This window comes from Dyadobacter ginsengisoli DSM 21015, from assembly GCF_059568735.1.
Map to the genome: position 1 here is coordinate 323,534 of NZ_JCANTY010000008.1, position 12,296 is coordinate 335,829.

The window sequence follows — 12,296 nt, forward strand, 5'->3', positions numbered from 1 at the left end:
AAGGTCTTTGAATGTATGTCAAAACTAGAATGTCAGCATGGCTCCGACGGTAAAACTGGTCGTGGCGGGATACCGGTTCTTATCGTCGATCCCCGGTGACATTCCGCTGATCCCCACTTCCGGATCGATACCCTTGTAGCCGGTGATGGTGTAGAGATTAGCTACGGCTGCGTACACCCGCGCATGTTTGAGATACTTCGTTTTCAGGTTAAGATTATACCCCGCCGTTACATTGTCGATTTTCCAGTAATTGCCGTTTTCGATGTAGTAGCTCACATAGTTCAGGGACTGGTCGTCGGCCAGCGGGCGTTTTCCGTAAATCGGGTCGTAAGCATTGGAGCGCAGGTTGCCTCTGGTGAGCATCACGGGCGCACTCCAGAACATCTCGGTCATATTCAGGATCTGAAAGCCGAATGCGCCGCGCATGGTGATGTTCAGGTCAAAGTTTTTGTAGGTAAGGGTATTGTTCCAGTTGAGGTACCGCTTGGGTAATCCGTTTCCGATCACCTTTTTATCGTCGGCCTGTTGCTGGGCAATGGATTTGGCTTCCCCGTCTTTACCTTCGATGATCCAGTGTCCTGCTTCGTCGATATCGATGGTCTTGAAACCCCAGTAGTTCCCGATAGGTTCGCCTACCTGCACACGGTGGGTGGTTTGCTGAATGGGTTCGCCGGTATTGCCGGTATCGAAGTAGCCGCTGGCCAGCGCAAACTTGTCATTGGAGAGCGAGAGGATCTTATTGGAATTGGTAGAGAAATTGGCGGAAGTGGCCCATCTGAACGAAGGCGTTTGCAATGGTATCACATTCACCTGGATCTCTACCCCTTTATTCTCCATCGAAGCGGCATTGGCGGTGATCGTGGGGTACAGATACGGAGGCGTCGGTACCGGGAAATTGGCGATCAGGTCACGTGTCGTGCGGCGATAAATGTCCACGGAACCCGATATCCGCTGATTCAGGAAACCGTAATCTACGCCGATGTTCACTTCTTCCTTGCGCTCCCACCGCAGATCGGGATTGGCGTTGTTGGAGGGATTAATGGCCTGCACCCATTGACCGTTGATCAGGACGTTGGTATTGAAGTTGATCTTGTTGAGCGAAATGTAGGAGTCTTTCGGTTCGGTTCCGGTAACGCCGTAGCCGGCCCGTATTTTCAGATTGGAAACGGTATTGGAATTTTCCAGAAAGGCTTCCCGTTTCAGATTCCAGCCCAGCGAAAACGCCGGGAAGCTGCCCCATTTGTGGTTGGCCCCAAACCGGGACGATCCTTCGTGGCGTACACTGGCCATCAGCAGATATTTGTTCATGAAGCTGTAATTGACCCTGAAAAAGTAGCTGATCAGCTTGTTCTCGGATTGAATAGAGTACTCCGGGGCTTGTCCTCGCCTGAGTGCCAGGCCTGCGCCGATGTTGTTGTAGGAGAAATTGTCGGTGGGGAAATCCCAGTTTTGCATCCAGTATTCTTCCGTATTGTAGCGTCTCCAGGTGTGGCCGGCCAGTAAAACAAAATTGTGGTTCTGAATGGTTTTGTTGTAGTTGGCGGTCAGCTCAAACAGGTCGTCCTGCGAGCGGGTGGTGCCCCGGGATGCAAAGCCATTCCGGCCGTTACGGCTGGTAGAGTAGTGGTTTTTGGTTTCATAGTAGCCTCTCGTGCTATTGTACATGTCGCGGGCAAAGAGTCCCATAATTTCCAGCCCTTCCACCGGAGCGAGCGAAACAGTGCCGTAGGTCCGGAGATTGTCGTTGCGGTTTTGTCCGTGCGATTCCTCGATCAGGGCAAGCGGGTTCATATAGTCCGTTTTATCAGTGCGTTCCGTCCATTTGCCATTTTCGTCCTTCAAAGGCTCGGTGGGATTGAAGGTGAGCGAGTTCCGGTATATCAGCCCGGAGTAACGGCCTCCGTCGATGGCGAAGAACTTTTGCTGATAGCCGCTCAGGTTTGCATTCACCTTCAAGATGCCGTTAAACATCGAATGGTTCACCTCGATGCGCGGAAAAACCGTCGTGTTGTCTGATTTCTTCATAATGCCATTCAAATGGCGGTATTCCATACTGACGATGTAGTTGGTAGTGCGCGAGCCGCCACGCAGACTGATATTGTGCACCTGTGATAACGGCTTCTGGGTTACTTCCCGGAGCCAGTCCGTGCTGTGGCCGTAGTCGATGGCACCAGGCTTGCCCTGGGCTGCAAGCGCGCGGTATTGGTCCACATTCATGAAATCCAGCTTGCGGGTCAGTCTCTGCGTGGTGAAATAGGAGTTTACTTCCAGCGTGGCCGGTGTTTCTCCTTTCACTTTTCGGGTGGTGATCAGAATCACGCCGTTTGTTCCGCGGGTGCCGTAAATCGCGGCAGCCGAACCGTCTTTCAGGACGTCTATGGACTCGATGTCCTCCGGCGCCACCGTGTTCAGGGCACCCGGTACACCGTCGATCAGGATCAGCGGTTCGGAGCTGGCGTTGATCGTGGCGTTTCCCCTCAGCGAGATCTGTGCCAATGCGGTCGGGTCGCCGCTGGGCGTGATGACGCTCAACCCGGCAACTTTGCCCCGAATGAGCTGAGCTGCATCCTGCACCGGGCCTTTCACAAAGTCCTCGGACTTAACACTCGCGATGGCACTCGTGATCTGATCCCGCTTTTGCGTACCATAGCCGACGACCACCACTTCTTCGAGGCTTTTCAGGTCGGGCAGCAACGAAACGTCTATGGCCGATCGGGTGCCGACGATCACGTCCTGGTTCCGGTAACCGACGTAAGAGAAAACCAGGGTGACGTCGCCTTTGAGATCATCGCCGATGGTAATGCTGTACTTCCCGTTCACATCCGTGGTGCTTCCCCTTGTGGTCCCCTTGATGAGTACGCTGACGCCGGGCAGTATTTCGCCGGCATCCCCTTTTACGACACCGCCTACGGTTTTATCGGTTGCCTGGCTAACCGTTTCGAAGGCGGCAGGATTAGGCAGTACCGCGGCGGTGGTGGGCTGTTGCACGGCAGGGGGGAGATCGCCTGCATGGCCTTCCCGCGGTTGCTGTTCGCCTGTTTTGTTTTCCTCCCCGTTAGTCAGGATCAGGTAGGTCTGTTTGCTTACTTTTTTGTAGCGGAGCCCGGCGGGTGTAAGGATATTATTCAGTTTATTTTCAATGGATTGGGCGGATTGCATCTGGGCGGGAGCTACGAAAACGCCTTCCAGCAATTTTTCTTCAAACAAAATATCTACTTTGAACTGCTTCTTTACCTGCATGAGCGCATCCCGTAACGTCAGTCTGTTTGCGGATGAGGTCGCAGGGCTGATATTGTTTTTCGCACGGTTTTGCGCAATAAGCTGGGCTTTTAGCGGCGGTATACCCAACAGGCATCCCATCGTCAAGGTTACCAGCACTTTAACGTGTAATAGTTTCGTCATGATTATTCAAATTTTAGATAAGTACTAATGACTGGAACTGAGGATAAAGGTTTCCGGGTTGTCGTCGGCTGGCGGGGAATGCGTAACCCGCGCATTCAGAACATCCGAGAGCACTTTGAGGACATGGGCGGGACTGTTCGCATTAAAGGTTCCGCCAAGGGTCCGCTTCGCTAGTGTCGAATCAGATACAACCACATTCACACCGAAATGCTCGCTGATCTGGTAGGCGATTTCCGAAACGGGGGTATTCTCAAACATAAACCGGTGCTGCTTCCAGGCCTGGTGCGCAGACAGGCTCTGGCTGTGGCTCACAGTAATTCTTCCCTGGGTCGATAGCGTGGCTACATCGCCGGGTTTCATCAGGACCGGCTTGGGGTCCAGGTCATTGAGCGAACGAAGCTGCACGCTACCCTGGCTCAGGACCACTTTCGAACCCCGGTCGCGGCTGTAAACGATAAACTCGGTGCCTAATACCCTCACTTCCAGCTTGTCGGGTGTCCGGACGACAAATTTACGATGGTCGGTCGTGTGTTTTACTGCAAATTCGGCCTCTCCTTTCAGCTGTACTTCCCGCGTACCGCGCCCGAAGCCGAAGCGCGGGACGGTCAGAACGGAATTGGCATTTAATGTGACCCGGCTGCTGTCGGGTAATCTTACCATCCGGATCTCACCATAACCGGTTTCGTACTGTGTGTAGAGCCAGAAATCGGAAAGCAGGTATGCGCCCAGGATCAATGCAACGGATGCGGCGGCTACCCATTTAAATACAAAAAGTTGATGGATCACTGACCCCAATCCTGTTTTTATTGCCGGCGGGAAAGCCTCCGGTGTATCGTTGTCCTGCTGAACGGTATACAGTGAACGTTGATAAGCCGGTTCTACATCCGGCGTAAACTGCGGGTTCTCGCTTTCCCACTCTTCCAGCCATTGAAAATACAGCTCGCGGTTGACGGGGTTATCCAGCCATTCCTGAATCAGAATGTTCTGCATCCGGGTGGTTTTCCCCTCGAAGAAGTTCTGGATCACCTGTTTTGAAAGAAAAGATTTCTTCATGCTTTGTTGAAATTCAGTGTGAGATACGTTTACGATCCCCGGTCGCATTAAATAAACAGCAGCAAAATTTGAATGACAGAAAGCAATCCGTGATCCTGTAAGGCCTTCCGGAGTATCGACAGGCCCTTGGTGATATGCCCTTCCACGGTTTTGATCGAGATCCCCAGCTCTTCGGCGATCAGTGTATTTCGCTTCCCCTCAAACCGGCTCATCAGGAACACTTTCTGATTCTGGGCCGGTAATGATCTGATGACCTGTTCTACTTTCAGGAGCAGTTCCTGAAACTGCATTTCCTGCTGCGGCGAACTGGTCGGTGCGGCTAGCGGCAGGTCGTTCAGCTCTTCGGTGAGCGTTTCTTTGCCAAAGTTCTTCCGCATATGACGGAAAGCCGCATGCCGGACCGTTGTGAACAAATAAGACCGGTAGGAAGTGGTGACCGCCGTATGCAGCTGCTTGGACCAGAACTGCCCGAACACCTCCACGACGATGTCTTCGGCAACGTCCCGGGAATACACAAACCGGACCGTATGACTGCACAGTTGCTTATAGTACCGTTTAAACAGCAGCTCATAACCCCTCCCGGGATCTTCCTCAAATGCCTGCCTGATAAACAACTCTGAATCCACAAAATCTGTTTGCACCGTTTTGACATCCGGGAAATCGGGTTTCAATCTGGTTTGTTCGGTAATACCTGGTTTACTTTCTACAGTATACTTATGATTCATACAGATTAAGGAAGTAGGTTATCCATAAGAGTCCATCAGCAAGGCTCTACCCTCGTTCATTTTGTGAAATTTTTTATTTTTTTTGTAATTATTCACAACGAAGGCCGCTCAGTGATGCCTGGTAGCGGTCAGACGAAGCAAACGGGGCGTGTAGGAGATCATCAGGTAACTCCATACAGGCACTTTACCTGAATCCGGAACCTTGCCCAGTAGTTCCATGCGTTGGTTGGCAAGGGTGAAGGAGAGCCCGTAAATGATTTCGATGGCCCTGGCCGGTTTGTAATTGAGAGAGAGGTCGGTTTCAAAACCCAGGTACTTGCCTTCGATTGTTTTGCCATTATCCGGTAACGGATGCTGCGAGTAAAAAAGGTGGGCGTCGCCGCGGAGAGACAGTTTTTTGCCGGCCTGGTGAATAATAAAAAGATAGGGGTTGATCAGACCTTTCTCATCAACATCGGCCGGAAACCGCGTAAACAGGTTCATATTGCCCATGAACTTCCAGGCAACTCCGTGCAGCGGTACGAATGAGGCGGACGTTTCTTTCGAAGCGGCACTCCTGTCGCCACTCAGTAGCTCAGCACCTAGCCGGAAAAGCGTTTTGCCCGTATTGGCACTGATTTCCGGTTGAATATAGTAAGCCCGTATTTGCTTCGACGACGTGTTCCGCCCGTATTGATAATAGGCATTGACGGTGCCGTAGAGCCATTTCTGGCTGTATTCCAGCCGGCCGCCGTGGGTGATGCGCTGGTAGTACCGCCGGTCCTGGGTGGTTCGGCGGAATACGTCCACAGCATTGATGGTCGTGAGAGTAATGTGGCTGTTGAGCTTGTGTTTGAGGTGATGAACGACCAGGTATTTATAACTATGCGACGCAACGGGAGAATACGCCGCGTCGAAATGTTTCCCATACGGGCGGGTGAAAGCAAATGTGAGATCCGTCTCTGATTTCCCCTTGAAAAGCAGGCGGATTCCCTCATGTGCACGGCTTTGCTGGCCCCAGGGCGCTGCCGAGAATATCCGCCCATTGTCGAGCGACAAGGCCTGCCTGCCTGCTCGTGCCGAAAACTGTTTGGTAATGACCAGTTCCGCATACGCTTCGAAAAAATTGATGCTCCCTACACGCGAAAAGCGGCCCGACTTCCCCCAGACATGGATTTCCTGTGGGGAGACGTGCAACCGGAGCCTGCGATTGCGGTAACTGATACTCAATCGGTTCCGCTGTGTGGCATAAAGCTCGGGCATGGTGGTGTCGGCCGCAGTCCACACGAAATGATCCCGGTACTCTGCCCTTGGCCTCATTTCCAAATCAATAGTCAGTTCACGGTGTAAGGTGTCGGCCGTTTGTGCCCATAAGGCCTGGCCTACGTCCATAACCGGCAAAAGCGACAGGATTTGAGCTCCTGCCGCTTTCAAAATAAGGTTTAGTGATAATGAAAGCTTCGTCCTATTTATAACCCTCATTCTGCTTTAAACTCGGGTTACGGTCGATTTCGCTTTGAGGCAATGGGAAGAGCACCTGGTGGTCGAAAGCTACTTTTCCCCTGCCTTTGGCCAGTTCAATAAATTTGCCGTGGCGGATCAGGTCCTGTCGTCGCAGTTCTTCGGAGAAAAACTCCCAGCCCCTTTCTTTCAGAATATGTGCCCGGAGCGCTTCTTTCGACGCGAAATCAGCAATAGCAAGCGGGGTAATGCCCGCTTTGCCCCGCACCTGGTTAATGAGCGAAATCGCTTCCGGTGTGGGTCCCTGCAACTCGTTCAGTGCTTCCGCTTTGCTGAGCAGGATGTCGGCGTAGCGCACCACGGGGAAATCGTTGCCGAGGTCGGCGCCGGTGGCAGGGAGGTCTTCCTCAAATTTGAAGCTGCGCTTGTCGTCCTGTCCTAGGATAATGTGCTTACCGTTCAGATCGTCGTATTCGGTCAGGAAGGCCCCGAGCCGCTGGTCTTTCGGGTCGAAGGAGTCGTAGAATGCCGACAGGGTTTTGAGCTGGGTCGCATAATTGGCTTTCACTGCCCCCTTGTATTTGTAATTGGGCGGGGCAGCGTGCGGGAGGTAGTTGGTCCCCAGCCCCGGTTGCGCGATGTGCGGCCTGACGTAAATGAACTCGCTGTTTTTCTCGTTGGCGAGCTTGAACAGATCGGTGCGGTTGGCAGCATTGAAGAGGCTGTACGTATTCAGGTCGATCACCTTCTGGGCCGTTTCGCTGGCATTTTGCCAGTCTTTGTTGTTCAGGTAAAATTTGGTGAGAAATGCCAGGGCAGCGCCTTTGGTCGCCCGGCCATATTGCCTGGCGGTAACAGGTAAAATCTCACTGACGGCATTGAGCTCGCTGGTTACAAACCGGATGAATTCTTCTTTGCTGGCACGTGCCGGCCGGTCTTCACTGTTGCTGACGCTGTTGGTAATGATCGGCGTAGGGCCAAACAGGTCGTAAAGCGAAATGTAGCCGCTTGCACGCAGGAAGCGGGCCTCTGCGACGATCTGCTTTTTACGTTCCTCGTCAAAGGAAATATTCGGAACGTTGTCGACGACGAGATTGGCACGGTAAATGGCGCTGTAGTAACGTGTCCAGGCCACATCGAAAAACTCATGAGAAGCATTCCAGGTGAAATCTTCCAGCGGCTGTGCGAGCCCGCGTAAGCCGCCTTCGCGGATGATGAGCAGGTCGGTAGTCACCTCCGCCATTACGAATATGTTCCGGAAGCCGTCCGTGCCCTGTTTCTGTTCGAGGGCGTAGGCGGCATTGAGCAGGGCTTCGGCGTCGTCGGCGGTTTTGAAAAAATTATTGGGGCCAAAAGACGAGTACACCTCTTCCTCGAGCGGCTTGTCGCAGGCAGCCGCGCCCAGCAGGAGTAATATATAAAGTAGCTTTTTCATTGTTTGGTCGATATTAGAAATTGACGCTTACGCCGGCGGTATAAGTACGTGAAAGCGGGAATGCGTTGTAATCGGCGCGGACATTGGATGTTCCGAATGCGCTTACCTCGGGGTCGTACCCGGAATAGTTGGTGATCGTGAACAGGTTCTGGCCTGTCAGATACACCTGAACGCCCCTGATATACTTCCACCTGGCGGACGGGAAGTTGTAGGTCAGCTGCACCGACTTTAATCGCAGGTAGGAAGCATTCTCCACCGCGCGGCTGTTTACGTTACTCGTGTAGGAAACGGCTACCGGAACACCTGAGGAGTTCTGATTCGTGGGATTGGCCGGGGTCCAGCGGTCGGTGTAGCTTTCGGCCAGCCGGTTGCGACGGAACGAGATCGGGTTTTCCGACTCAGTACGGTTCAGGTTGAACAGCGTACTGCCCTGTACGCCCTGGAAAAAGAACGACAGGTTGAACGGACCGTAAGTGAAATCATTGTTCAGCCCATAGGTGAAATCCGGAAAGGGCGAACCCAGAATCGTCCGGTCGGCCGAATTGATCGTCCCGTCCTTGTTAACATCCCGGTACTTGTATTCACCAGGACGCGACAGTGGTTGCGCTGATTTGGCGATATCGTCATTTTGCTGGAAAACACCGTCGACCACGTAGCCATAGTAGGCATTCAGCGGGTCGCCCTTGCGGATGATCGTAAAGTCATTGGTAAAGCCTGCGGAGCCGCCCAGAATGTAGGGCAATGTGCCAAGGTCGGTCACTTCATTTTTCACCACGGAGAAGTTCAGACCTGACCGCCAGGTAAATGGCGCCGTTATGTTAACAGATGTCAGGGCAAATTCGAATCCACTGTTTTTTAATGCACCCACATTTTTAAAGGTAGTGGAAAAGCCGGTCGTGCGGGGAACGGGTAGTTGCAGTAAAAGGTCCCTGGTCTGCTTGTGGAAATAGTCGATGCTACCCGAGAGGCGGTTGGCAAATAGGCTGAAATCGACGCCGATATCCAGCTGGCTGGTCGTTTCCCATTTCAGGTCGGGGTTAGGAAGCTGGGTTGTTGAGATGCCCACGTAAGGCGTACCGTCAAAGATAGCCTGACCCTGCGGGCCGAGGAGGACCAGCGATTTGTAGCTGCCGATATCCTGGTTGCCGGTAATGCCATAGCTGGCGCGGAGTTTCAGGTCGGTCAATGTATTTACATTTTTGAGAAACAGCTCATCCTTGATCCGCCAGCCGAGGGCGACGGACGGGAAGAAGCCGTATTTCCTGTTATCGCCAAAACGGGACGAGCCGTCGGCGCGAATGGAGGCCGTCAGCAGGTATTTGTCCAGCAGATTGTAGTTCACGCGGCCGAGATAGGAGAGAAGCTGGTTCTTCGTCCGGCCCGAACCGAGTGAAAAGGTGCTCTGGGCGCCCGCAGATAGGTTATCTGTGCCCAATGCATCGAGCGGGAAGTTTTGCGCACCGGCCGACAGCGAGTTTACGTCGAACTCCTGATAGGTATAACCGCCGAGGATTTCGAGCTGGTGGTTCTTGTTGAGCGCCTTGCTGTACCGGGCCGTGAATTCCACGAGGTTGTTGGATGCACTGCTGGTAAGCACGCTGGCAATCCCCTTGGTCCCTTCGGCGCGTTTGGTGAGCCGGGAAGTGAAAATGTCGCGGCGCGAATCCTGACGGTCGGTTCCGAAATTGATTTTCGCGGAAAGCTCGGGCGAGAAGAAGTATTCGGCAAAAACGCTGGCAAATGTGCGGTTGGTTGAGGCAAAATCGCTGACCTCGTTGGCGAGGCCGAGCGGGTTTTCAAGGTTCACGATTTGCGTTTGCGTCCAGGTTCCGTTCGGGTTTTTGATCGTCAGGGTGGGATCCTGGAAAATGGCCGTGTTGACCACCCCTGCGCCTTCGTTGACACTCACGCCATTAGGTACAAAATCGTCCTTTACCTGGCTGGAATTGAGGCTCAGTCCGAATTTGAATTTGTCATCGGTGTAATTCAGATTGACCCTTCCAATATATTTCTTGATACCCGAACTGATCACGACGCCCTTCTGGTCGAGGTAGTTCAGCGAAGCATAATAAGTGAACTTGTCCTGGCCGCCGGAAAACGACAACTGGTGATTTTGAAGATAACCTTTTTTGAAGATCTCATCTTGCCAGTAGGTACCCTTGCCCACCTGCGCGATTTGCTCGGCACTGAATTCGGGTTGTTGCTTCTGGTCCGCGCGCAGGTCGTTGAGCAGCGACATATACTGCGTGGCGTTGAGCATCGGGACACGCCTGGTCACTTCCGATATCGCACCGGACACCGAGTAATTGACGTTCAGCTTGCCTTTGGTACCTTTTTTGGTGGTGATCAGGATCACTCCGTTGGCGCCTCTTGAACCATAAATGGCCGTTGCCGACGCATCTTTGAGAATTTCCACCGATTCGATGTCATTGGGATTCAATGCATTCAGGGGGTTTCTCGGCGCCTGCTCATTAACTAATGTCGAACCAGGCACCACCGAAGAATTGTTCACCGGCAGCCCGTCGATCACATACAACGGTTCGTTGTTGGCATTGATCGAATTGGCCCCGCGGATGCGGACCGTCACGCCGCCGCCCGGTTCCGAGCTTGATTGCGTCACCTGCACGCCCGCGGAACGACCGGCAATGAGCTGGTCGACAGAAGTTTGTACGCCTTTGTTAAAGTCCTTGCTGTCCAGCGAGCTTACTGAGCCGGTCAGGTCGCGTTTTTTCTGGGTGCCGTACCCGACAACCACGAGCTCGTTCAGCTGCCTGGTGTCATCGTTCAATTGAACGGTAAGCTGTGTACGTCCCTTTACTTCCACTTCCTGTGTCACATAGCCAATGGCGGAGAACACCAGAACGGCTTTGGAATCAGCCGGTATCTCAAATTTGCCTTCGGTATTGGTAGTAGTTCCGGTCGTGCTGTTTTTGATCAGAACATTAATACCGGGCAACGGTGATTGGTCCGTCGCAGAAGTGACTTTTCCCTGAATGGAAACGGACTGGGCGTGGCTTTGAAAAGCCGCAATTCCGCCCAGGAGGGCCCAAATCAATCGGATGTGATTTGAACGGAGAATTTTAATCATGGGTAATGTGCTTTAATTACTAGACTTATTTGATCGGCAAAGTAAGGTTATTTTAAAATATTATACTACTAAATTGGTAGATTAAATAGTTTAATTAAATTTGCACATCAGCCACCACCATTTTGTGTTTCCATGTGCCCCTGGGGCGCCTGGGACACCATAGCTCACTTAACTAAAACCTGAAAATGAAAAGGTACATCTATCATTTCATCGGGGTGGCGGCTGTCTCGTTTTTGACCGCATTCACCCTGAACGAAGACGCTTACGAAGAACAGCTCCGGCAATGGCACGAAAAGCGCGTGGAAAGTCTGAAAGCTGAATCAGGGTGGCTCAACCTGGCGGGCCTGTTCTGGCTTCATGAAGGCAGCAACACCTTTGGCGGGGCCGAGGAGAACGACATTCTTTTTCCCAGAGACAGAAGCCACCAGTTCCTGGGGGAATTTATTCTCAACAAAGACAAAATTGTCGTCAAAGCGAAACCCGATGCGCAGATCTTTAACGGAGATGAGCCGGTGACGCAGCTGGATATTTTTCCGGATGGCAGGCCGGTTACGCTCAGACATCAGTCCCTTCGCTGGTTCGTGATCAAGCGGGGTGAAAAATATGCGATCCGTCTGCGCGACCTGGAAAGCGAATTTTTGAAGGGATTTACCAGCATTGAGCGTTATCCGGTGCAGGACCGCTGGCGGGTGAAGGCGCGTTTTGTGCCTACGAAAGGCCGCACAGTGTCGATCACCGACATTACCGGTCGTACCGACGACCAGGTGTCACCTGGCAAGCTGGTGTTCAGCATCAATGGAAAGGAGTATAACCTGGATGCGGTCGGGAAGCCGGAGAATCTGTTCATCATTTTCGCTGACCAGACCAACAAAACGGAAACCTACGGCTCGGGCCGTTTCCTGTATTCGTCCGTCGAGCCGGATGGTACCGCGTGGCTCGACTTCAACAAGGCTATTAATCCGCCTTGCGCATTCTCACCCTATGCCACGTGTCCGCTGCCACCGAAGCAGAACAAACTCGCCCTGGCTGTTTCGGCAGGTGAGAAGCGTTACGGCGAGCATTAATCCGAGCGCCACAAGGACGCTCTTTCCATCATTCATTGTAAGCATTTCTGTATCCGGAACCCTGCGCGGGCCACCCCGCCCTGCGCGGG

At 52.8% G+C, this 12,296-nt stretch carries 7 protein-coding genes; 1 reads left to right on the forward strand and 6 read right to left on the reverse strand.

The window, feature by feature from the left end:
- Window positions 1–24: 24 nt before the first annotated feature.
- The 6 genes from BP71_RS28980 to BP71_RS29005 form a co-directional block, all read right to left on the reverse strand.
- The gene (locus BP71_RS28980; protein ID WP_496385092.1) at window positions 25–3,402 is read right to left on the reverse strand and encodes a SusC/RagA family TonB-linked outer membrane protein; all 3,378 of its coding nucleotides are present in this window, start codon (window positions 3,400–3,402) and stop codon (window positions 25–27) included.
- 24 nt (window positions 3,403–3,426) lie between these two features.
- Window positions 3,427–4,455 carry a FecR family protein gene (locus tag BP71_RS28985; protein ID WP_496385093.1) on the reverse strand — a complete coding sequence of 343 codons (1,029 nt, stop codon included), beginning with the start codon at window positions 4,453–4,455 and terminating at the stop codon, window positions 3,427–3,429.
- A gap of 47 nt (window positions 4,456–4,502) precedes the next feature.
- Entirely contained in the window at window positions 4,503–5,180 is a 678-nt protein-coding gene (locus BP71_RS28990; protein ID WP_496385094.1) for an RNA polymerase sigma-70 factor, read from the reverse strand.
- Between the two features lie 108 nt (window positions 5,181–5,288).
- Window positions 5,289–6,593 carry an alginate export family protein gene (locus BP71_RS28995; RefSeq protein WP_496385095.1) on the reverse strand — a complete coding sequence of 435 codons (1,305 nt, stop codon included), beginning with the start codon at window positions 6,591–6,593 and terminating at the stop codon, window positions 5,289–5,291.
- Window positions 6,594–6,624: 31 nt separating this feature from the next.
- The gene (locus BP71_RS29000) at window positions 6,625–8,055 is read right to left on the reverse strand and encodes a RagB/SusD family nutrient uptake outer membrane protein (protein WP_496385096.1); all 1,431 of its coding nucleotides are present in this window, start codon (window positions 8,053–8,055) and stop codon (window positions 6,625–6,627) included.
- Window positions 8,056–8,068: 13 nt separating this feature from the next.
- Window positions 8,069–11,143 (reverse strand): SusC/RagA family TonB-linked outer membrane protein, encoded by a 3,075-nt coding sequence (locus tag BP71_RS29005; protein ID WP_496385097.1) that lies wholly within the window; start codon window positions 11,141–11,143, stop codon window positions 8,069–8,071.
- 185 nt (window positions 11,144–11,328) lie between these two features.
- Between BP71_RS29005 and BP71_RS29010 the strand changes: the two genes are divergently transcribed.
- Window positions 11,329–12,207, forward strand: coding sequence for a DUF1684 domain-containing protein (locus tag BP71_RS29010; RefSeq protein WP_496385098.1), 879 nt, complete (start codon window positions 11,329–11,331; stop codon window positions 12,205–12,207).
- The last annotated feature ends 89 nt before the right edge of the window (window positions 12,208–12,296 follow it).

Excerpts from the sequence above, each read along its gene's own strand:
- BP71_RS28980 (WP_496385092.1), bottom strand. The coding sequence starts at position 3,402 with ATGACGAAACTATTACACGTTAAAGTGCTGGTAACCTTGACGATGGGA.
- BP71_RS28985 (WP_496385093.1), bottom strand. The coding sequence starts at position 4,455 with ATGAAGAAATCTTTTCTTTCAAAACAGGTGATCCAGAACTTCTTCGAG.
- BP71_RS28990 (WP_496385094.1), bottom strand. The coding sequence starts at position 5,180 with ATGAATCATAAGTATACTGTAGAAAGTAAACCAGGTATTACCGAACAA.
- BP71_RS29000 (WP_496385096.1), bottom strand. The coding sequence starts at position 8,055 with ATGAAAAAGCTACTTTATATATTACTCCTGCTGGGCGCGGCTGCCTGC.
- BP71_RS29005 (WP_496385097.1), bottom strand. The coding sequence starts at position 11,143 with ATGATTAAAATTCTCCGTTCAAATCACATCCGATTGATTTGGGCCCTC.
- BP71_RS29010 (WP_496385098.1), top strand. The coding sequence starts at position 11,329 with ATGAAAAGGTACATCTATCATTTCATCGGGGTGGCGGCTGTCTCGTTT.